This window comes from Streptomyces sp. AP-93 (assembly GCF_022808175.1).
Classification (GTDB): Bacteria; Actinomycetota; Actinomycetes; order Streptomycetales; family Streptomycetaceae; genus Streptomyces.
The window spans coordinates 322,575-342,146 of record NZ_JALGBX010000007.1; the positions used below are offsets into that span (position 1 = coordinate 322,575).

Here is a 19,572-nt window from a genome sequence, read left to right on the forward strand (position 1 = left end):
CGGTGGTCAGCCGCGCGCGGGGGCGGGGGCGGGGGCGAGGGCGAGGGCGGGGGCGGGGGCGAGGGCGCGCGGCGCCGACAGCCCGAGGTGGTCGCGCAGCGTCGGGCCTTCGTAGTCGCGGCGGAACACCCCGCGCTCCTGGAGCAGCGGGACGACGGTGTCCGCGAAGGCGTCGAGCCCGCCGGGGGTCAGGTGCGGGACCAGGATGAAGCCGTCGGCCGCGTCCGCCTGGACCAGGGCGTCGATGCCCTGGGCGACGGTGAGGGGCGAGCCGACGAAGGACTGCCGCTCGGTCGTCTCGATCACCAGCTCCCGGATCGACAGACCCCCGGCGGCGGCCCGCTCCCGCCACTCGCGGGCCACGGCCACCGGATCCCGGTGCATGCGCACGCTCGCCCGGCCCAGCGCGATGGTGTTCTCCCCGGGCACCGGATCGACGTCCGGCAGCGGCCCGTCCGGGTCGTACCCCGACAGGTCCCGGTTCCACACGTGTTCCAGGCGCTTGATCGCGGTCGCCCCGCTGACCTGCCGGAGCCGCACCTCGCGGGCCAGCTCCCGCGCCTCGGCGTCCGTGTCGCCGAGCACGAAGGTCGCCGCCGGCAGGATCTTCAGCTCGTCGGGAGTGCGCCCGTACCGGCCCAGGCGCCCCTTGACGTCCGCGTAGAACGCGCGGCCCTCCTCCAGCGTGCCGTACCGCCCGAAGATGGCGTCCGCGGCGGCCGCCGCGAACTCCCGGCCCTCGTCCGAATCGCCCGCCTGGAAGATCACCGGCCGCCCCTGGGGGCTGCGCGGCACGTTGAAGTGCCCGGAGATGTCGAACTGCTCGCCCCGGTGGGCGAAGGCGCCGGGGCCCGCGTCCCGCAGGAACTCCCCGGAGACCGGGTCGGCGAGGATCTCGCCGCCGTCCCACGCGTCGAAGAGCTCGCGGGCGGTGTCCAGGAACTCCCGTGCCCGCTCGTAGCGTTCCTCGCGCGGCAGGAAGCCGCCCCGCCGGAAGTTCTCCCCGGTGAAGGCGTCCCACGAGGTGACCACGTTCCAGGCGGCCCGGCCCCCCGACAGATGGTCGAGGGAGGCGAACTGGCGGGCCACCTCGTACGGTTCGTTGAAGGTGGAGTTGATGGTGCCGGCCAGCCCGAGGTGCTCGGTGACGGCGGCGAGCGCCGCCAGCACGGTGAAGGTGTCGGGGCGGCCCACCACGTCCAGATCGTAGATCTCACCGCCCTGTTCGCGCAGGCGCAGGCCCTCGGCGAGGAACAGGAAGTCGAATTTCGCGCGCTCGGCGGTCCGCCCGAAATGGACGAAGGAATCGAAGTCGATCTGGCTCCCGGCGGCCGGGTCGCTCCACACGGTGGTGCTGTTGACCCCCGGGAAGTGCGCCGCGAGATCGATCTGCTTGAGCGGCTTGCTCATGGCTGCTGTCGGTCCTTCCTGGGGGATCAGGCGGCGGGGGAAGCTGCGGGTGAAGCGGTGGCGGCGGGAGCCGCCGGGGCGGCGGCGTACCGGCTCGCCGGGCGCGGCAGCCCCAGCAGACCGCGGAGCGAGGAGGCCTCGTAGGCCCGCCGGAACGCCCCGCGCCGCCGGAGCTCCGGGACCAGGCCGCGGGTGATCGCCGGCAGGTCGTGGGCGAGCACCCCCGGCCGCAGCCGGAAGCCGGTCAGCCCGGCCTCCCGCCACTCCAGCAGCAGGTCGGCGAGTTCCGCCGGAGTCCCCGCGAAGACGCGGGCGTCACTCGTGTACGGGGCCCCGTGCGCGGCGTCCAGCCGCTGGAGCCGTCGCTCCGCCGTCGCAGGCTTGTCGTCGAGGAAGACCGTCAGCTCGCCGAACAGGTGCGGGATGCCGGGGAGCGCGGCGACGGCGGCGCGGACCTCGCCGGCATCCCGCGCGGTCACGTAGCCGATGTCGGCCGACCGCGTGAGGAAGGGGTACACGGCGGCGTCGGAGGCCAGCGCGCTGACCGGGGGCAGGCCCTGGGGCGGCCTGGGGGTGATGGAGGGGCCCTTCACGCTGAAACGGGGGCCCTCGAAGTCGATGTGGTGCAGCTTGGTGCGGTCGATGAACCGTCCGGTGGCGGCGTCGCGGATCTCGGCGTCGTCCTCCCAGCTGTCCCACAGCCGCCGCACCACCTCGACGTGATCGGCGGCCTCCCCGTACAGCCCGGCCGGGTCCAGGGGCTCCGTGCGGCGCCCGAAGTGGCGTACCTCGTCCGGCCGTTCGGAGATCTGGATGCGCAGCCCCGCGCGCCCCCGGCTCACGTAGTCCAGGGTGGCGAGCGCCTTGGAGACGTGGAAGGGCTCGGTGTGGGTGGCCACCACGCTCGGCACCAGCCCGATGTGCCGGCTCAGCGGCGCCACCCGGGCGGCGACCAGCACCGCGTCGAGCCGGCCCCGCACGAGGTCGGTGCGGCCGTCGGGCCCCGCCGGATCGGTGGACTGCAGGCTCAGCGAGTCCTCGAAGGTGACGAAGTCCAGCAGCCCGGCCTCGGCCTCGGCGACGAGGGCGGCCCAGTAGGCGGCGGTGAACAACCGGTCGGCGTCCGCGCCCGGTTCGCGCCAGGCGGCGGGGTGCCAGCCCGCGCCGTCGAGGGCCACGGCGAGGTGGAGTGCGGGGGACGGAGCGGGGGCGGGAGCGGGGGAGGGGGAAGGGTGCACGGGCATGGCGGAACGGCCTCCTGATCGGGCGGCGCGGCGGCGAAGGACGGAGCAGCTCGCGGAACGCGGGTCGCGGAACGCTGATCAGGAAGGACAGAGGGAGCCGGCGACGCGCAGGAGGTCGATGTGCACGCGGCCGTGCAGACGGACGGCGCGGCGCGGGACGAGCGCGTCACCGGCGGTTCGTACGGTCATGCCGGGCCACCCCCTTTCACCTCGTGCTCCGGTCGTCCTTCCGACGCTAGATCAGCGGGAACCGGGCCACAACGGAGGGAAGGCCAATCCGTGTTAAGCCTTCGTGTCGGGCGTGCGAAGCCCGATGAAGACCGGCTCGCGGCGCAGGGTGAACCCCATCGAGAGGTACAGGCCGACGGCCGAGGTGTTCTCCGCCGCGGCGTGCAGGAAGGCGGTGTCCCCGCGCTCCTCCACGGCGGCCACGACCGCGCGGATCAACCGCCCGGCGAGCCCCTCGCCCCGGTGATCGGGGTGGGTGCACACGGCGCTGATCTCCGACCAGCCCGGCGGCCGCATCCGCTCGCCCGACATCGCGACGAGCCGGCCGCCGCGGCGGATCCCGAGGTACGTGCCCAGCTCTACGGTGCGCTCCCCGAACGGGCCGGGCCGGGTCAGCTCGACCAGTTCCAGCATCTCGGGCACGTCGGCGGGCCCCAGCAGGACCGCCTCCGGTTCCTCCTTGCCGCGGACCGCACTGCCGTCCAACTGCACGCCCGGTATCGACATCAGGGTCTCCCAGCCCGCGGGCGGGGTCGGCAGCCCGGTCACCCAGACCTCCTGACCGGGGCCGGCGAGCTCAGCCAGATCCGCCCAGGCCCGCGGGTCCTCCGGGTCGGCGAGCGCGGCGAAGGGCGATACACCGGCCTGGTAACGGGCGGCGAGTCCGGCCGGCCCGGTCTCGGCGAAGGCACGGTGCGGGCCGTCGAGCGCGGCCCAGACGGGATTGTCGAGGACAGCGCCGGGCCGGGACTCACGGGACATGGGAGGAAGCTTCCTTCACTGGGGGAGCAGGCACTCGTGCAGGCGGTCTTGACGGCCCCTGGCGGTGCCGTGAGACTGCGAACGCCAGCCTAATGCGGGCCGCGGACAGGAAGGGGGCCCGGTGGACCAGCTCACCACGCCATCCGCCGCCACCACCCCGCTGCGCCGCTCCTGGCTCACCCGCCGGCTGCACATAGATCTCCTCCGCGTCTGCAGTGCGACGGCCCCGGCCTCCTGAGGCCCCGCCGCACACCCACGCACGCAGTACGCACGCACGCGCACAGGCACGCACCGAGGAGAGCCATGCCCCAGACCCACGTCCAGACCCCTGCCCAGAACCGTGCCCCGGCCCCGGCCCCTGCCCAGCCGCCCACATCCGCGCTCGCCCGCCCCCGGCCGCCCAAGGTCCTCCGGGGCCGCATCGGGACCGGGTTCTCGCCCGAACCGCACCGGTACCGGGTCTACGTCGCCGCCGACGACTGTCCGCACTGCCTCGGCGTCACCGCCGCCTTCGCCGACCTGGGCCTCCGGGACACCGTGGCCCTGACCGTCCTGCGGCCCGGCTCCGACCCCGGAGGGCACGACGCGCTCCGCCGGGCCTACGAGGCCGCCGGGCACGGCCACGACGGCACGCTCACCGTCCCCGCCCTCTGCGACGGCTGGAGCGGCCGGGTGGTCTCCAACCACGCTCCGGACATCCTGGAAGACCTGCGTAGGCTGAGCGTGCACCCGGCCTTCCGCCCGGCCCCGTAGAGCGGCCGAAGGGCGCCCGCGGCGCATTCGGAGGGCATGCGGGGCCCTCGCGCAACGAATCGCCGCGTACGCCCGCCCCTACGCAACGAATCGATGCGTGACGCGCAACAGTCACGCCTTGTCCCGGTCGAACGCGCGAACGTACCGTTTAAGGACCCCCACCCCTCCTGCCACAGAGGTACGCCCATGCCCCCGCTGCGCACCGCCCTCCTCCAGAGCTCCGGACGGCTCGGCGACACCGCCGACAACCTGAAGGCGCTCGAAGAGGCCGCGACGCGCGCCGCACAGGCGGGGGCCGGGCTCCTCGTGACCTCGGAGATGTTCCTGACCGGCTACGCGCTGGAGATCGAGGACATCGCCCGGCTCGCCGAACCGGCCGACGGCATGTCCGCCCGCGCCATCGGCGAGATCGCCCGCCGCCACGGGCTGGCCGTGCTCTACGGCTACCCCGAGCGGGACGGCGACGCCGTCTACAACGCGGCGCAGCTCGTCGGCCCCGACGGGGAACGGCTCGCGAACTACCGCAAGACCCACCTCTTCGGCTGCTTCGAGCAGGCGGCCTTCACCCCCGGCGACACCCCGGTGGTCCAGGCGGACCTCGGCGGCCTCCGCGTAGGCGTCATGATCTGCTACGACGTGGAGTTCCCCGAGAACGTCCGGGCGCACGCGCTCGCCGGCACCGACCTCCTCCTGGTGCCGACCGCGCAGATGCACCCCTTCCAGTTCGTCGCCGAACAGCTGGTCCCCGTACGGGCCTTCGAGAACCAGATGTACATCGCGTACGTCAACCGCACCGGCCCGGAGGGTGAGTTCGAGTTCGTCGGCCTCAGTTGCCTGGCGAGCCCCGACGGGGTCACCCGGACCCGGGCCGGCCGCGGCGAGGAGCTGGTGTTCGGCGAGGCCGACCCCGAACTGCTGCGCGTCTCGCGCGAGACCAACCCGTACCTGCGCGACCGGCGCCCGGGCCTGTACGCCTCGCTCGTCTGACCGCGGTCACACCCCCCCGGCTTGCCCTTCCCCCCTGCCCCACCCCGCTAGGAGTCGTACCCCATGACGTCCACGGTGCCCACCACCGCCGTCCCGCACACCGACGGCTCGATGCCGATCACGATGTTCGGCCCGGACTTCCCCTACGCGTACGACGACTTCCTCGCCCACCCGGCGGGCCTCGGGCAGATACCGGCGACCGAGCACGGCACGGAGGTCGCCGTCATTGGCGGCGGGCTGTCCGGCATCATCTCCGCGTACGAGCTGATGAAGATGGGCCTCAAGCCCGTCGTCTACGAGGCCGACCAGATCGGCGGCCGGCTGCGCACGGTGGGCTTCGAGGGCGCGGGCACCGAGGAGCTGACCGCGGAGATGGGCGCCATGCGCTTCCCGCCGTCCTCCACGGCCCTCCAGCACTACATCGACCTCGTGGGCCTGGTCACCGAGCCCTTCCCGAACCCGCTCGCCGAGGCCACCCCCTCGACGGTGGTCGACCTCAAGGGCGAGACCCACTACGCCGAGACCATCGCCGACCTCCCGCAGGTCTACCGCGACGTGTCCGCCGCGTGGAACGCCTGCCTGGACGAGGGCGCCGACTTCTCCGACATGAACACCGCGATGCGCGAGCGGGACGTCCCGCGCATCCGGGAGATCTGGGCGAAGCTCGTCGAGAAGCTCGACGACGAGACCTTCTACGGGTTCCTCTGCAAGTCCGAGGCCTTCAAGTCCTTCCGCAAGCGCGAGATCTTCGGCCAGGTCGGCTTCGGCACGGGCGGCTGGGACACCGACTTCCCGAACTCGATCCTCGAGATCCTGCGCGTCGTCTACACCGAGGCCGACGACCACCACCGCGGCATCGTGGGCGGCTCGCAGCAGCTCCCGCTGCGCATGTGGGACCGCGAGCCCGAGAAGATCGTGCACTGGGCGCAGGGCACCTCCCTCTCCTCCCTGCACGGGGGCGCCCCGCGCCCGGCGGTCACCCGCCTGCACCGCACGGCGGGCAACCGCATCACGGTGACGGACGCCACGGGCGACATCCGCACGTACCGCGCCGCGATCTTCACGGCCCAGTCGTGGATGCTGCTCTCGAAGATCGCGTGCGACGACACGCTCTTCCCGATCGACCACTGGACGGCGATCGAGCGCACCCACTACATGGAGTCCTCGAAGCTCTTCATCCCGGTCGACCGCCCCTTCTGGCTGGACAAGGACGAGGAGACGGGCCGCGACGTCATGTCGATGACCCTCACCGACCGCATGACCCGCGGCACGTACCTCCTGGACAACGGCCCGGACAAGCCGGCCGTCATCTGCCTCTCCTACACCTGGTGCGACGACAGCCTGAAGTGGCTGCCGCTGTCCGCGAACGAGCGGATGGAGGTCATGCTGAAGTCCCTCGGCGAGATCTACCCGAAGGTCGACATCCGCCGCCACATCATCGGCAACCCGGTGACCGTGTCCTGGGAGAACGAGCCCTACTTCATGGGCGCGTTCAAGGCCAACCTGCCGGGCCACTACCGCTACCAGCGCCGCTTGTTCACCCACTTCATGCAGGACCGCCTCCCCGAGGACAAGCGCGGCATCTTCCTCGCGGGCGACGACATCTCCTGGACGGCGGGCTGGGCGGAGGGCGCGGTCCAGACGGCGCTGAACGCCGTCTGGGGCGTCATGCACCACCTCGGCGGCTCCACGGACTCCACGAACCCCGGCCCGGGCGACGTCTACGACGAGATAGCCCCGGTCGAACTCCCGGAGGACTGACCCTCCCGGGACCCCCTGACGCGGGCCGCCACCCGCGCGCGCGAGCGCGGGCGGCGGCCCGTACTCATGCCCGGGGCGGCCGTTCCCATTCCGCGTCGCCGCGCCAGACGGCCCGCCAGCGCGAGGAGCACGCGCTCTGCAGCCGAAGGTCGGTCACCGGGCCCGTCGGCCCCGAGACCATGACCCCGCAGTGCGCACACAACGTGTACACCCCGTAGCCGTCTCCCCAGCTCAGCGTCCCGTGGTCGGCCTCGCACACCGGGCAGCCCGGACCGACGTACTCCCGGGTCCGCAGGATCCGCGGCATGACCTCGGCCAGCGGTCCGAGCGGGTGGAACTCCAGGTTCGGGCACCGCACCAGAGGCCTCGGCTCGGGCGGAACCGGTACGCGGACCCCCGCCCGCTTCTGGAGCCGCCGGGCCTCCTGCCAGGCCAGGATGCCCGGTACCCACACCTCCCGGGCGGCTTGGAGCTCGTCCACGGCCCGCACCAGCGAATCGGGGTCCCGGGCCGGGTCGCGGGGGATGCCCGCACTGCCCCGCAGGTGGTGGAAGGTCGCGCGGAGCCCGTACGGGGCGAACTCGGTCAGGCAGGTGCGCAGCGCCGACATCCGCCGGTGGGCCGGCAGCGTGGCGTCGTGCACGCGGAGCCGGTGCGTGGCGAAGCTGGTCATGGGCCGAGCCTAGACAAGCGTGCTCGCGGCACGCACCGGGGTTTCAGCCCGTAGGCGTCAGCAGGCAGCGCCCGACCAGGCCGACCCCCGCGTCGAGGGACTCGGCGAACTCCTCCGCCAGGTCGGGGGAGCGCCGCAGCGACCAGAGCAGGCGGGCCGAGGCCCAGGCCCCCGCGCGGGCCCGGTCCAGGCTCCAGGCGCCGAGCAGGTGCGTCAGCGGGTCCGCGATCTCCAGCAGGTCCGGGCCCGGCATCAGGTCCTCCCGGATGTGCTCCTCCAGGGAGACCAGGGTGTCACCGACCCGGTCGAAGTCCGCTTCGAGCGCGGCCGGCTCGCAGTCCAGCGAGCGGCAGGTGGCGACCACCGCCAGTGCCAGGTCGTGGCCGATGTGCGCGTTGATCCCGGCCAGCGCGTGCTGGAGCGGCCGGATCCCGGGATGGCGGCGGTACTGGAGGAGCGGCCGCCAGCACGCCGGGGCCCGGTCGGCCTCCACCGCCGTCAGGTAGCGCTCGGCGAAGCGGACGCTGAGGGCTTCCGCCCGGCGGGGCGAGGGGAACGCGCCGTGCGCGATCCCCTCGTGCAGGGTCTGCGTCACCGTGAGGTACACCCGGTTGAAGACGGCGACGCCGTCCCGCTCGGGGAGCCGCTCGTCCAGGGCGCGCATCCGCGCCAGCACCGCTTCCATGGGGACCATGGGACGCAGCGTCGCAGCCGCGGGCCGGGATCAGGGGAACTTGGCCGTACGCTTCGCCGGTTCGGGCGAAACTCCGTCAACCCCGCTTGTCGCCGGGCTCCCCGGCCGGGCTCCCGTCCGTCTCGTCGTACGCCGAGGTCCCCGAGTCCAGCAGCGGTTCCTGCTGTTTCAGGTGGGCCGGCGCGAAGTACCGCAGCGCGTGGTAGCCCGTGATCACGACGATCGTGCCGAGCGCGATCCCGCCCAGCTCGAAGCTGTCGCCGATGTTCAGCTCGACCCCGCCGACGCCGATGATGATGCCCGCCGCGGCCGGCACCAGGTTCAGCGGATTGCGCAGGTCCACCCGGCCGTTGATCCAGATCTGCGCGCCGAGCAGGCCGATCATGCCGTACAGGATCACGGTGATCCCGCCCAGCACCCCGCCGGGGATCGCGGCGACGACCGCGCCGAACTTCGGGCACAGGCCGAAGAGGAGGGCGAAGCCGGCCGCCGCCCAGTAGGCCGCCGTGGAGTAGACGCGGGTGGCGGCCATGACGCCGATGTTCTCGGAGTACGTGGTGTTCGGCGGGCCGCCCACCGCCGTGGACAGCATCGACGCGGCGCCGTCGGCGGCGATGGCCGTGCCGAGCTTGTCGTCGAGCGGGTCGCCCGTCATCTCGCCGACGGCCTTGATGTGACCGGCGTTCTCCGCGATCAGCGCGATGACCACCGGCAGCGCGATCAGGATCGCCGACCACTCGAAGGCCGGCGCGTGGAAGGTCGGCAGCCCGACCCAGTCGGCCTTGGCGACCCCCGACAGGTCGAGCCGCCAGTGATCCACCGCCTCGGGACCGCCCACCGTCGAGTGGATCTTGCCGAAGACGAGGTCGAAGACCCAGGAGATGCCGTACCCGAAGATCAGGCCGAGGAAGATCGCGATCCGCGACCAGAAGCCCCGCAGGCAGACCACGGCCAGCCCGGTGAACAGCATCGTCAGCAGGGCCGTCCACTGGTCCTGCGGCCAGTACGTGGAGGCCGTCACGGGCGCCAGGTTGAAGCCGATCAGCATCACGACCGCGCCCGTCACCACCGGCGGCATCGCCGCGTGGATGATCCGCGCCCCGAACCGCTGGACCGCCAGCCCCGCGAGGAACAGTGCCGCGCCGACCACGAAGACCGCGCCCGTGACGACCGCGCTGTCCCCGCCGCCCGCCCGGATCGCCGCCGCGACGCCCACGAAGGAGAGCGAGCAGCCCAGGTACGAGGGGACCCGCCCGCGGGTCGCCAGCAGGAAGATGACGGTGGCGACACCGGACATCATGATGGCGAGGTTCGGGTCCAGTCCCATCAGGACCGGCGCCACGAAGCTCGCCCCGAACATCGCCACGACGTGCTGGGCACCCAGCCCGGCGGTCCGCGGCCACGACAGCCGCTCGTCCGGCCGCACCACCGCGCCGGGGGCGGGGGTCCGCCCGTCTCCGTGCAGGGTCCAGCGCACGCCGAGGCCCATGTTCCACCGCATTTCGTTCGTTCTTCGTTCTTCGTCGTTCGCCGGGAGGGTGGTCACGCTACGAGGCCGTAGGTGACCAGGCGACATATTACGGCCGGATAGGTGCGGGTTCGTCCCGGTTGGCGGGTGAGACCCCCGCCGCCACCGGCCGCTGCTGCAGTACGGTCGCCCCCACGATCAGCGCGAACGACAGCAGCGTGACCAGCCCGAACGACACCACCAGCGAGGTCGCGTCGGCCACCGCGCCGATCGCCGACGGGGCGATCAGCCCCGAGGTGTACGTGATCGTCGCGACACCGGCGATGGCCTGCGCCGGGGCCGGACCGCTGCGTGCTGCCGCAGCGAAGGCCAGCGGAACCACGACCGCGATGCCGAGGCCGATCAGTCCGAATCCGGCCAGGGCCGCGGCCGGATGGTGGACCGCGACCACGAGCAGCCCGCCCGTGGTGGCCAGGGCGCCGCCCACGCGGACGGTGCGTACGGCCCCGAACCGGTCCACGACCTTGTCCCCGGCCAGCCGGGCGAGGGCCATCGTCAGCGCGAAGGCGGTGGTCGAGGCGGCCGCGAGGCCGGCGTCCGTGTGCAGCACGTCCCGCAGGTACACCGCGGACCAGTCCAGGCTCGCGCCCTCCGCGAAGACCGCGCAGAATCCGATCGCACCGATGAACAGTGCGGACTTCGGGGGCAGGGCGAAGTGCGGCGGCGCCTCCTCCCCGCCGGTGTCGGTGCGCAGGTCCAGGACGCCCCGTACGGCGATCAGCCCGGCCAGCGTCAGGGCGAGCGCGGCGATCAGGTGGTGCACGCGGGCGTCGGTACCGGTGTGCGCGGCGAGCGTGCCGAGGGCCGAGCCGATCAGGGCGCCCACGCTCCACATGCCGTGCAGCGAGGACATGATCGAGCGCTTCAGCCGGTTCTCGGTCTCCACGCCCAGCGCGTTCATCGCCACGTCCGACATGCCGGCGGTGGCCCCGTAGACGAAGAGCACGAAGCAGAGCGTCCACAGGTTCGGGGCGAGGCTCGGCAGGATGAGGGCGAGCGTCCACAGGCTCAGCAGCATCCGCAGGGCGGTGCGCGCGCCGAACCGGTGGTTGATGCGCCCGGCCAGGGGCATCGTGAGCGCTGCGCCGAGCGCGGGGAAGGCGAGGGCCAGGCCCAGGGTGCCGGCGCTGAGCTGCGCGTGGTCCTGGATCCAGGGGATGCGGGTGGCGAAGGAGCCGGTGACCGCGCCGTGTGCGCAGAAGACGCCGGCGATGGCGAAGCGGGCATGGCGCAGTCGCGCCGGGCTGAGGTCGGTTTCCCCGGTCATGCCCCGTAAACTATCAGGGACCCTGCCTGATAGTTAGTCGCCGGAACTCCTAGGATGGGCGCCGTGACTCCTGCCAAGGCCCTGACCTCCACCCCTCGCGCCGCGTCCCCCGCTCCGTCCCCCGCCTCGCCGAGCACGGCCCGGGCCATCAACGACCGGCTCGCCCTCCAGCTCCTCCAGGAGGAGGGCCCGCTGACGGCCCCCCAGCTCAAGGAGCTGACCGGCCTGTCCCGCCCCTCCGTCGCGGACCTCGTGGAACGGCTCACCGGAGCCGGACTGATCGAGGTCGTCGGGGAATCCGGCGAACAGCGGCGCGGACCCAACGCCAAGCTCTACGGAATCGTCGCGCGGCGGGCGTACCTCGCGGCGCTCGACGTACGGACGGACAGCGCCACGGCGGTCGTCGCCGACCTCCTCGGCCGGCCGCTTGCGCAGGCGGCCCTGCCGGTGGACGCCGTGGACGAGGCGGTGGACCGACTGGAGGAGCTCGCCTCGGAGGCGGGCGCCGACCGGCTCCACACGGTGGTGATCGGAGCGCCGGGGCTGGTGGCCCCGGGCACCGGAGAGCTCCGCGACACCGCAGGACTGCCCGCCTGGCACCGGGACCTGGTGGCGGCGGTGCAGCGGCGGCTGCCCGCGGTGGTCGTGGTGGAGAACGAGACCAACCTGGCGGCCCTGGCCGAGCAGCGGGTCGGCGCGGCCCGGGACCTGGAGTCCTTCGTGCTGCTGTGGCTCGGCGAAGGGGTCGGCGCCGCGGTGGTCCTGGACGGGCGGCTGCGCCGGGGCGCCTCCGGCGGAGCGGGGGAGATCGGCTTCCTGCGGGTGCCCGGGACGGGCGGCCTGCCGTCGGCCACGAACTGCGACGGCGGCTTCCACGAGCTGGCCGGGCGGGCCGGGGTGGCCGCGCTCGCCGCGGGCCACGGCTTCGACGGGCCGGTCGAGGCGGCCGTCGCGGGCGCCGCCGGACCGGCGTTCCTCGACGCCCTGGCCGACCGGCTGGCCCTCGGGGCGGCGGCCGTCGCGGCGATCCTGGACCCCGGCTGCGTCGTGCTCGGCGGGGAAATCGGCCGCGCGGGCGGACCCGCCCTCGCGGCCCGGGTGGCCGGCCGCCTCACCGCCCTGAGCCCGGTCCCGACCGAGGTCCGCGCCAGTACCCTCGGCGACCCGGCGGTGCTCACGGGGGCGCGGCTCGCCGCCCGCGAGTCGGCGCAGTCCGTCCTGTTCACGGCCTGAGGGTCACGGCGCCGCCGCGGACGAACCCGGCGTACGCCTTGCCGGCCATCACCGGTCGGTCCGGGGAGCGCGAGGACCCGGTGGCCGCCGGGCCACCGGGTCCTCACATCTCTTCGCCTACGCGGTCACCCCGTGGGGTGTCAGCAGGCGCCCTGGTCCTTCCAGACGCCCCACTCACCGGTGGTGCCGGGCGTTTCGTTCTGCGTCCACCACTGGGCCTTCCAGTTGCGGCCCTGGTGGGAGACGACGTTGCCGCTGTTGTAGACCGTGCCCGCCACGTACGCCGGGTTGGTGCACGCACCGCCCGTCGGAGGCGTGGTGGTGGGAGGGGTCGTGGTCGGCGGGGTCGTCGTGGGCGGGATGGTGGTCGGCGGGGTGGTGGTGCCGCCCGGCTGGACCACGGTGACGCCGCGCGCCAGGTCACCGGCGAGCGCGTACGTCGTGCCGGAGATGTTCACCGTCCAGTTGGAGGGCGTGGAGACCGGCAGGTAGTAGTTGAAGGCCAGGTCGACCGAGGCGCCCGGGGCCAGCGTCTGCCACGCCGGGAGCTTCAGCGAGACCCGGTGGAAGTCGCCCTTCAGACCGCCGACGTTGCTGCCGGTGTGGTCGCTCTTGATCACCTTGGTGCCGAAGCCCGACTGGTCCGAGGCGTTGGCCGGGGACGCGGTCGCGTAGTCGAACTGGAACTCGGTGCCACCCGGCAGGGTCGCCGTGGTGTTGTTGGTGATCTTGAGCTTCGGGGTGATCGGGTAGTTCGAGTCGCCGAGCTTGAACTCGGTGAACTCGGTCTTGATGTCCACGGCCTGCGTCGGCAGCGCGGTGTTGGACTTCTTGGCGCCGTACGGGGAGGCGGCCTTGAACTTGTCGTACATCAGGGAGGTGAGCGTGTCGCCCATCTCGTACTGGCCCTTGGCGGCGTTCCAGCTGTAGTCGCCCGCCATCTCCCAGACCATGGTGCCGCCGATGCCGCGGTCGATCACGTAGTCGGCCTTGGCCGCCACCGACTGCTCGTCCTCCGTGGAGAGGAAGACCTTCTTCTGCGCGTTCCACAGCCACGGCGCGACCAGGGTCGAGTCGTACTTGCGGGCGTAGGTGCCGGTCAGCGTGGTGTTCGCGGGGAAGCCGTACTTGGTGACGTAGTCGCCGACGATCCCCTTCTCCAGGTTCTTGGCGTGCCACATCGGGTTGGAACCGGCCGGCGACTCGACGCCGTTGGTGTCCTTGTCGTGCCACAGGTTGTCGATGCCGACCGCGCCGTCACCGCACTTGGTCAGACCCGCGCCGGCCGGGCAGGTGGTCGCGGAGGCCTTGCCCCACAGACCGTCGGTGCCGCCCTGGACGTTCTTGTGGCCGCGGGTGTAGTACGGCAGGCCGATGTTGATGCGGCCGGCCGGCATGGAGCCGCGGAAGTAGTGGTAGGCCCAGTCGGTGTTGAGGTAGCCGATGTTCCCGTACTGGGAGCTGCCGTACACGTTCGCGGCGGCGAGCTCGGCGTCCTTGCCGTCGTCGAAGAGCGAGGCGTTGGGGCCGACGTACTCGTTCCACGCACCGTGCAGGTCGTAGGACATGATGTTGACGTAGTCCAGATACTTCTGCATCTGGAAGGTCTCCATGCCGCGCAGCAGGTAGCCGGAGGAGGGGGCGGCGACGGTCAGCAGGTAGTGCTTGCCGTCGGTGGCGCCGGCCCGGTCCAGCTTCTCGCGCAGACTCTTCATGAGGGCGTCGTAGCCCTTGACCAGACCGGCGCGGCGGGCGTTGGCCAGCTGCCAGTCCAGCGGGTTGCCGGCGTCCTTCATGGTGGTCGGGTACTCGTAGTCGATGTCGACGCCGTTGAACCCGTACTTGCGGATGAACTCGACCGAGGAGTCCGCGAAGGTGTCGATGCCGGCCTGGTTGACCGAGCCGTCGGCGTTGGTGGCCATCGAGTAGAAGCCGCCCGACGCGACGCGGTTGCCGTCGTCGCCGAAGTAGCCGCCGGTCTCCGCCCAGCCGCCGACCGAGATCAGCGTCTTGACGTTCGGGTTCTGCTTCTTGAATTTGTTCAGCAGATTGAAATTGCCCTTGTAAGGGAGGGCGGGGTCCATCTCGGCGCCCGCGACACCCGGCCAGGTCATCCCGGTGGCGGAGTTGTTCGCGTTGTCGGCGCCGACGGAGATCTTGTTGTCGCCGCCCACGTGGGCGAAGGCGTAGTTCAGGTGCGTGACCTTGGACCACGGGATGTTGTGGGGCAGGTAGGCGGGCGTGCCGTCCTTGCCCGTGCGCCAGCCCGTGAAGTAGCCGATGACGCGGCGCTGGTGGTCGGCGCCCATCTTCTCGCGGCCCTCGGTGTCGTACACCGAGCAGTACGGGACGTCAACGCCCGCGGTCTTGTACAGACCGTCGGGGCGACAGGACTCGTTGTCGGCGGCGTGCGAGACGCCCGTCGAGAGCCCGGCCACCAACAGACCGGCGATTGCGGCGCCGGACGTCAGGAGCATGGCTCTCGTCTTGGTGGGGGACAGCATTGTGCCTCCTGGGGAGGGGAGGATGGCAGGACACAACAGGCTGAAACGTGGTGCGTGTTGGCCCGTGACGTGCGCACATCTGACGGGCTGTCTCCCGGGGAAGATGAAGGGAACGTTAAGAGGACTAGACCAACCCGTCAATAGGTCTGGACCAAAGTGCGTGATCCGGCAGGGCCCGGCGCAGGCTCGTCGAGGCGTGTGCCGAGGCCTGCACCAGGGCTTGCGTCAAGGGTTTCCGGCGGAAATCCGGCGGACATCCGGTGGGGATCCGGTACGGATCGAGCGCGGATCGAGCGCGCATCGAGCGGGGATCCGGCGGGTATGGGGCCGGGATCAGCTGGAGCTGGATGGCGCAATCGGCGCGCTCAAGAATGACCGAATGTGTGACCCAGGCCACATTGACTCACCCGCATGGCCGCCGATCACCCGTGGCACACTGGCTTCAGTACCAGTAGCAGCGCACTCCGGGGTCGGTGTAATTCCGAACCGGCGGTTATAGTCCGCGACCCGTCCGCAGCCAGCGGCCGGTTGACCAGGTGAAATTCCTGGACCGACGGTTAAAGTCCGGATGGGAGGCAGTGCGCGGCGGGCCAGTCACCGGTACGCCGCCGTCGGCGGTCCATCGGCACATCCCTCGGGACGTGCCGTCGAACGGACCGTGTTCCCGGCCCCGGCGTCCCCGCGTGTGCTACCCGCTTCATCTGTCGTATCCCGACAGGCCCCGGAGTCCGTGCCCGATGAGGCAGGAGGACCCGGTGGCGACACACGCCGCGCACGCAGCACCCGACGCGGGCACCCGCGCCATGCGCCGAGCCATCGAGCTCGCCGCCCGCGGACTCGGCTCCACCAGCCCCAACCCGGTCGTCGGCTGCGTCATCACCGACGCCTCGGGCGCCGTCGTGGGCGAAGGCTGGCACGAGCGGGCCGGCGGCCCGCACGCCGAGATCCACGCCCTGAACGCGGCAGGCCCGGCGGCCCGCGGCGGCACCGCCTACGTCACCCTCGAACCCTGCAACCACACCGGGCGTACGGGCCCCTGCGCCCGCGCCCTCATCGCCGCCGGGATCACCCGCGTGCTCTACGCGGTCTCCGACCCGAACCCGCAGGCCGGCGGTGGCGGAGCCACCCTGCGCGCCGCCGGCATCGCCACGGAGTCGGGGCTGCTCGCCGAGGAGGCCGAAGAGGGCAACGCCGCCTGGCTGACCTCCGTACGCCTGGGCCGCCCGTACATCCTGTGGAAGTACGCCGCGACCCTCGACGGCCGCATCGCGGCCGCCGACGGCACCAGCCGCTGGATCAGCTCCCCCGAGTCCCGCGCCGACGTCCACCGGCTGCGCGCCGAGTCCGACGCCGTGGTCGTGGGCTCCGGCACCCTGCGCGCCGACGACCCGCACCTCGCGGTCCGGGGGATCGACGGCTTCACCGCCGCCGACCAGCCCCTGCGCGTGGTCCTGGACACCCACGCCACCATCCGGCCCACCGCCCGGGTCCTGGACGAGGCCGCGCCCACCCTGATCGCCGTCGCCGAGGATGCCGACACCCGCCACCTCGCCGGAGTGGAGCTGGCCCGGCTCCCGTACGACAAGTACGGGATCTCCGTGGACGCCCTGCTGCGCGAGCTGTACGGGCGCGGCATCCGCTCCGTCCTCCTCGAAGGCGGCCCCACCCTGGCCGGCGCCTTCGTCGCCGCCGGGGCCGTGGACAAGGTCGTCGGCTACCTCGCCCCCGTCCTCCTCGGCGCGGGCCCCGTCGCCCTCGCCGACGCCGGCATCGGCACCCTCGCCGACGCGCTCCGGCTCCGGATCACCGAAACCGTCCGCATCGGCACGGACATCCGCGTCACCGCCGTCCCCGCGCCGGCCCCCTCCGCCCCCACAGCCCTCAAGGAGCACTGAGTGTTCACCGGAATCGTCGAAGAACTGGGCGAGGTCGTCGCCGTCGAGGAGCTCGCCGAAGCCTCCCGCTTCCGCCTGCGCGGCCCGGTCGTCACCGAGGACGCCAAGCACGGCGACTCCATCGCCGTGAACGGCGTCTGCCTGACGGTCGTGGAGACCGGTGACGGCGAGTTCACCGCCGACGTCATGCAGGAGACCCTGAACCGCTCCAGCCTCGGCGCCCTCACCCAGGGCTCCCGGGTCAACCTGGAGCGCCCGATGGAGCTCGGCGGACGGCTCGGCGGCCACCTGGTCCAGGGGCACGTGGACGGAACCGGCGAGATCATCTCGCGGACCCCCTCCGAGCACTGGGAGATCGTCAAGGTCGCCCTCCCCGAGAACCTCTCGCGTTACGTCGTCGAGAAGGGCTCCATCACGGTCGACGGCGTCAGCCTCACCGTGGTCGAGGCCGCCGCCGACTGGTTCACCATCAGCCTCATCCCCACCACCCTCGCGCTGACCACCCTGGGCATCAAGAAGCCCGGCGACCCGGTGAACCTCGAGGTCGACGTCCTTGCCAAGTACGTGGAGCGGCTCCTCGCCGCCGGCGTCACCCCCCTGGCCTCAAACGTGCCGCACCGTACGGGAGAGCCGAAGTGAGCGCCCTGACCTGGCTCAACACCGAGGCCTTCGAGGTCTTCGGCCAGAAGGTCATCTGGTCCGACATGATCGGCAACCTGATCGGCCTGGGCGCCCTCGCGCTCGGCTGGCGGCGCTCCATATGGACCTGGCCCGCCCAGCTCCTCTCCGGCCTGATCCTCGTCGGCGCCTACGCCTCCGCGCACCTCTCCGGCGGGGTCGGCAAGCAGCTCCTCGTCATCGGCGTGGCCGTGTGGGGCTGGCGCGCCTGGCAGCGCGGCAAGCAGGACGCCCAGGACGGCTCCATCGCCGTCCGCACCGCCTCCTGGAAGGAGCGCGGCCTCCTGCTGGCCGGCGCGGCCGCCGGGACCCTGGCCGTCGGCGGACTGTTCACCCTCTACCCGAGCCTGTCGTGGAGTCCGTGGGCCGACGCCTACATCTTCGTCGGCACCATCGTCGCGATGGTCGCCCAGGCCCGCGGCCTCGTCGAGTTCTGGTTCGCCTGGCTCCTCGTCGACCTGGTCGGCGTACCCCTCGCCTTCAACAGCGGACTGGCCTTCTCCGGCCTCGTCTACGTCGTGTACTTCGCCCTCGTGCTCTGGGGCGCCCACGACTGGTACCAGCGCTCGCGCACCACCACCGCCCCGGCTCTGGAAGGAGCAACGGCATGACCTCCCCGAACCCCGTCCTGAAGCCCGTGCCCGACGTCGAGCGCGAAGAGGTCTTCCGGCTCGACCCCGTCGAGCAGGCCATCCGCGACATCGCGGCCGGCCGTCCCGTGGTCGTCGTCGACGACGAGGACCGCGAGAACGAGGGCGACCTCGTCATCGCGGCCGAGAAGGCCACCCCCGAGATCATCGCGTTCATGATGAGCGAATGCCGCGGCCTGATCTGCGCCCCGCTGGAGGGCGACGAGCTGGAGCGGCTCGAACTCCCGCAGATGGTCCAGCACAACACCGAGTCGATGCAGACCGCCTTCACCGTCTCCGTCGACGCGAGCGGCGCCCACGGCGTCACCACCGGCATCTCGGCCGCCGACCGCGCCACCACCCTGCGGCTGCTGGCCGACGGGGTCTCGGGCCCCGCGGACTTCGTCCGCCCCGGGCACGTCTTCCCGCTGCGGGCGAAGCCCGGCGGCGTCCTGGTCCGCAACGGCCACACCGAGGCCGCCGTCGACCTCGCCCGCCTCGCGGGCCTGCGCCCGGCCGGCGCCATCGTGGAGATCGCCGGCGAGGACGGGGTGATGCTGCGGCTGCCCGAGCTGATCCCCTTCGCCCGCAAGCACGGCCTGACGATCATCTCCATCGAGGACCTGATCGCCTACCGCCGCTCCGCCGAGCCGACCGTGCGCCGCGAGGCCCAGGTCAGCCTGCCGACCTCCTTCGGCCACTTCACCGCGTACGGGTTCCGCTCCACCGTCGACGGCGTCGAGCACGTCGCCCTCGTCCACGGAGAGATCGGCGACGGTGAGGACGTCCTGGTCCGGATGCACTCCGAGTGCCTGACCGGAGACATCTTCCAGTCGCAGCGCTGCGACTGCGGCCCCCAGCTGCACACCGCCATGGAGCGGGTCCAGGCGGCCGGCCGCGGTGTGATCGTCTACCTGCGCGGCCACGAGGGCCGCGGCATCGGCCTGCTGTCGAAGCTGCGGGCGTACGAGCTCCAGGAGCGCGGCCGCGACACCCTCGACGCCAACCTGGAGCTGGGCCTGCCCGCCGACGCCCGCGACTACGGGGCCGGCGCGCAGATGCTCGCCGACCTCGGCGTCCACAGCGTCCGGCTGCTGACCAACAACCCCGAGAAGTCGGCGGCCCTCATCAGCCACGGCATCAAGGTTTCCGACCGGGAGCCGATGCCCATGGAGGCGGGCGAGCACAACCTGCGCTACCTGCGCACCAAGCGGGACCGGATGGGCCACGACCTGCCCTGGCTGGACGGGTCCACGACCACGTCCGCCTGCGGCAACCAGTAACACCCCCGAAGTATCAGCACACCACACGAATCGCACCGAGGAG

General features: G+C 72.3%; 17 protein-coding genes and 1 riboswitch. Of the genes, 8 read left to right on the plus strand and 9 right to left on the minus strand.

Annotation, left to right across the window (positions count from 1 at the left end; translation table 11 throughout):
* Nucleotides 1-6 precede the first annotated feature (6 nt).
* The 4 genes from MTF69_RS14900 to MTF69_RS14910 form a co-directional block, all read right to left on the minus strand.
* The gene (locus tag MTF69_RS14900) at nt 7-1,410 is read right to left on the minus strand and encodes an NtaA/DmoA family FMN-dependent monooxygenase (protein ID WP_243334463.1); all 1,404 of its coding nucleotides are present in this window, start codon (nt 1,408-1,410) and stop codon (nt 7-9) included.
* A 26-nt stretch (nt 1,411-1,436) separates the two neighbouring features.
* On the minus strand, nt 1,437-2,654 hold the full coding sequence (locus MTF69_RS14905; protein ID WP_243334464.1) for an LLM class flavin-dependent oxidoreductase: 1,218 nt from the start codon (nt 2,652-2,654) through the stop codon (nt 1,437-1,439).
* 78 nt (nt 2,655-2,732) lie between these two features.
* Complete coding sequence (locus tag MTF69_RS43725) at nt 2,733-2,843, minus strand: putative leader peptide (RefSeq protein WP_374323059.1); 111 nt, start codon at nt 2,841-2,843, stop codon at nt 2,733-2,735.
* Nucleotides 2,844-2,936: 93 nt separating this feature from the next.
* Nucleotides 2,937-3,644, minus strand: a complete 708-nt coding sequence (locus MTF69_RS14910; RefSeq protein WP_243334465.1) for a GNAT family N-acetyltransferase — start codon at nt 3,642-3,644, stop codon at nt 2,937-2,939.
* Between the two features lie 303 nt (nt 3,645-3,947).
* On the opposite strand from MTF69_RS14910, the gene MTF69_RS14915 reads away from it, so the two are divergent.
* From MTF69_RS14915 to MTF69_RS14925, 3 genes are all read left to right on the plus strand, one after another.
* Nucleotides 3,948-4,397 (plus strand): hypothetical protein, encoded by a 450-nt coding sequence (locus tag MTF69_RS14915; protein ID WP_243334467.1) that lies wholly within the window; start codon nt 3,948-3,950, stop codon nt 4,395-4,397.
* A gap of 186 nt (nt 4,398-4,583) precedes the next feature.
* Nucleotides 4,584-5,384, plus strand: a complete 801-nt coding sequence (locus MTF69_RS14920) for a carbon-nitrogen hydrolase family protein (protein ID WP_243334469.1) — start codon at nt 4,584-4,586, stop codon at nt 5,382-5,384.
* A 63-nt stretch (nt 5,385-5,447) separates the two neighbouring features.
* Entirely contained in the window at nt 5,448-7,145 is a 1,698-nt protein-coding gene (locus MTF69_RS14925) for an NAD(P)/FAD-dependent oxidoreductase (RefSeq protein WP_243334471.1), read from the plus strand.
* A 64-nt stretch (nt 7,146-7,209) separates the two neighbouring features.
* Here MTF69_RS14925 and MTF69_RS14930 read toward each other — a convergent pair whose 3' ends face one another.
* The 4 genes from MTF69_RS14930 to MTF69_RS14945 form a co-directional block, all read right to left on the minus strand.
* The gene (locus MTF69_RS14930) at nt 7,210-7,818 is read right to left on the minus strand and encodes a hypothetical protein (RefSeq protein ID WP_243334473.1); all 609 of its coding nucleotides are present in this window, start codon (nt 7,816-7,818) and stop codon (nt 7,210-7,212) included.
* Nucleotides 7,819-7,861: 43 nt separating this feature from the next.
* Nucleotides 7,862-8,512 (minus strand): DUF5995 family protein, encoded by a 651-nt coding sequence (locus MTF69_RS14935; protein WP_243334475.1) that lies wholly within the window; start codon nt 8,510-8,512, stop codon nt 7,862-7,864.
* Between the two features lie 76 nt (nt 8,513-8,588).
* Nucleotides 8,589-10,001 carry a uracil-xanthine permease family protein gene (locus tag MTF69_RS14940; RefSeq protein ID WP_243334553.1) on the minus strand — a complete coding sequence of 471 codons (1,413 nt, stop codon included), beginning with the start codon at nt 9,999-10,001 and terminating at the stop codon, nt 8,589-8,591.
* An 88-nt stretch (nt 10,002-10,089) separates the two neighbouring features.
* Nucleotides 10,090-11,307 carry an MFS transporter gene (locus MTF69_RS14945; protein WP_243334478.1) on the minus strand — a complete coding sequence of 406 codons (1,218 nt, stop codon included), beginning with the start codon at nt 11,305-11,307 and terminating at the stop codon, nt 10,090-10,092.
* 54 nt (nt 11,308-11,361) lie between these two features.
* Between MTF69_RS14945 and MTF69_RS14950 the strand changes: the two genes are divergently transcribed.
* Nucleotides 11,362-12,540, plus strand: a complete 1,179-nt coding sequence (locus MTF69_RS14950) for an ROK family transcriptional regulator (RefSeq protein ID WP_243334479.1) — start codon at nt 11,362-11,364, stop codon at nt 12,538-12,540.
* Nucleotides 12,541-12,680: 140 nt separating this feature from the next.
* Here the strand turns inward: MTF69_RS14950 and MTF69_RS14955 are convergent, their stop codons facing one another.
* Nucleotides 12,681-15,044 (minus strand): chitinase C-terminal domain-containing protein, encoded by a 2,364-nt coding sequence (locus tag MTF69_RS14955; RefSeq protein WP_243334481.1) that lies wholly within the window; start codon nt 15,042-15,044, stop codon nt 12,681-12,683.
* 455 nt (nt 15,045-15,499) lie between these two features.
* Nucleotides 15,500-15,630, plus strand: a riboswitch (FMN riboswitch).
* 151 nt (nt 15,631-15,781) lie between these two features.
* Here MTF69_RS14955 and ribD point away from each other — a divergent pair.
* From ribD to MTF69_RS14975, 4 genes are read left to right on the plus strand one after another with little or no spacing between them, the layout of a single operon-like run.
* A complete protein-coding gene (ribD, locus tag MTF69_RS14960; RefSeq protein WP_374323064.1) occupies nt 15,782-16,939 on the plus strand; it encodes a bifunctional diaminohydroxyphosphoribosylaminopyrimidine deaminase/5-amino-6-(5-phosphoribosylamino)uracil reductase RibD in 1,158 nt (385 codons plus the stop codon).
* Nucleotides 16,940-17,578, plus strand: a complete 639-nt coding sequence (locus MTF69_RS14965; protein WP_243334483.1) for a riboflavin synthase — start codon at nt 16,940-16,942, stop codon at nt 17,576-17,578.
* Nucleotides 17,575-18,228 carry a nicotinamide mononucleotide transporter family protein gene (locus tag MTF69_RS14970; RefSeq protein ID WP_243334485.1) on the plus strand — a complete coding sequence of 218 codons (654 nt, stop codon included), beginning with the start codon at nt 17,575-17,577 and terminating at the stop codon, nt 18,226-18,228. The genes MTF69_RS14965 and MTF69_RS14970 overlap by 4 nt, the downstream gene beginning before the upstream one ends.
* Nucleotides 18,225-19,529 (plus strand): bifunctional 3,4-dihydroxy-2-butanone-4-phosphate synthase/GTP cyclohydrolase II, encoded by a 1,305-nt coding sequence (locus MTF69_RS14975; RefSeq protein ID WP_243334486.1) that lies wholly within the window; start codon nt 18,225-18,227, stop codon nt 19,527-19,529. The genes MTF69_RS14970 and MTF69_RS14975 overlap by 4 nt, the downstream gene beginning before the upstream one ends.
* Nucleotides 19,530-19,572 lie beyond the last annotated feature (43 nt).

What these genes read in the sequence shown, in the direction of transcription:
- MTF69_RS14900 (WP_243334463.1), bottom strand. Translation starts at nt 1,410, where the DNA reads ATGAGCAAGCCGCTCAAGCAGATCGATCTCGCGGCGCACTTCCCGGGG.
- MTF69_RS14905 (WP_243334464.1), bottom strand. Translation starts at nt 2,654, where the DNA reads ATGCCCGTGCACCCTTCCCCCTCCCCCGCTCCCGCCCCCGCTCCGTCC.
- MTF69_RS43725 (WP_374323059.1), bottom strand. Translation starts at nt 2,843, where the DNA reads ATGACCGTACGAACCGCCGGTGACGCGCTCGTCCCGCGCCGCGCCGTC.
- MTF69_RS14910 (WP_243334465.1), bottom strand. Translation starts at nt 3,644, where the DNA reads ATGTCCCGTGAGTCCCGGCCCGGCGCTGTCCTCGACAATCCCGTCTGG.
- MTF69_RS14915 (WP_243334467.1), top strand. Translation starts at nt 3,948, where the DNA reads ATGCCCCAGACCCACGTCCAGACCCCTGCCCAGAACCGTGCCCCGGCC.
- MTF69_RS14920 (WP_243334469.1), top strand. Translation starts at nt 4,584, where the DNA reads ATGCCCCCGCTGCGCACCGCCCTCCTCCAGAGCTCCGGACGGCTCGGC.
- MTF69_RS14925 (WP_243334471.1), top strand. Translation starts at nt 5,448, where the DNA reads ATGACGTCCACGGTGCCCACCACCGCCGTCCCGCACACCGACGGCTCG.
- MTF69_RS14930 (WP_243334473.1), bottom strand. Translation starts at nt 7,818, where the DNA reads ATGACCAGCTTCGCCACGCACCGGCTCCGCGTGCACGACGCCACGCTG.
- MTF69_RS14935 (WP_243334475.1), bottom strand. Translation starts at nt 8,512, where the DNA reads ATGGTCCCCATGGAAGCGGTGCTGGCGCGGATGCGCGCCCTGGACGAG.
- MTF69_RS14940 (WP_243334553.1), bottom strand. Translation starts at nt 10,001, where the DNA reads ATGGGCCTCGGCGTGCGCTGGACCCTGCACGGAGACGGGCGGACCCCC.
- MTF69_RS14945 (WP_243334478.1), bottom strand. Translation starts at nt 11,307, where the DNA reads ATGACCGGGGAAACCGACCTCAGCCCGGCGCGACTGCGCCATGCCCGC.
- MTF69_RS14950 (WP_243334479.1), top strand. Translation starts at nt 11,362, where the DNA reads ATGGGCGCCGTGACTCCTGCCAAGGCCCTGACCTCCACCCCTCGCGCC.
- MTF69_RS14955 (WP_243334481.1), bottom strand. Translation starts at nt 15,044, where the DNA reads ATGCTGTCCCCCACCAAGACGAGAGCCATGCTCCTGACGTCCGGCGCC.
- ribD (WP_374323064.1), top strand. Translation starts at nt 15,782, where the DNA reads ATGAGGCAGGAGGACCCGGTGGCGACACACGCCGCGCACGCAGCACCC.
- MTF69_RS14975 (WP_243334486.1), top strand. Translation starts at nt 18,225, where the DNA reads ATGACCTCCCCGAACCCCGTCCTGAAGCCCGTGCCCGACGTCGAGCGC.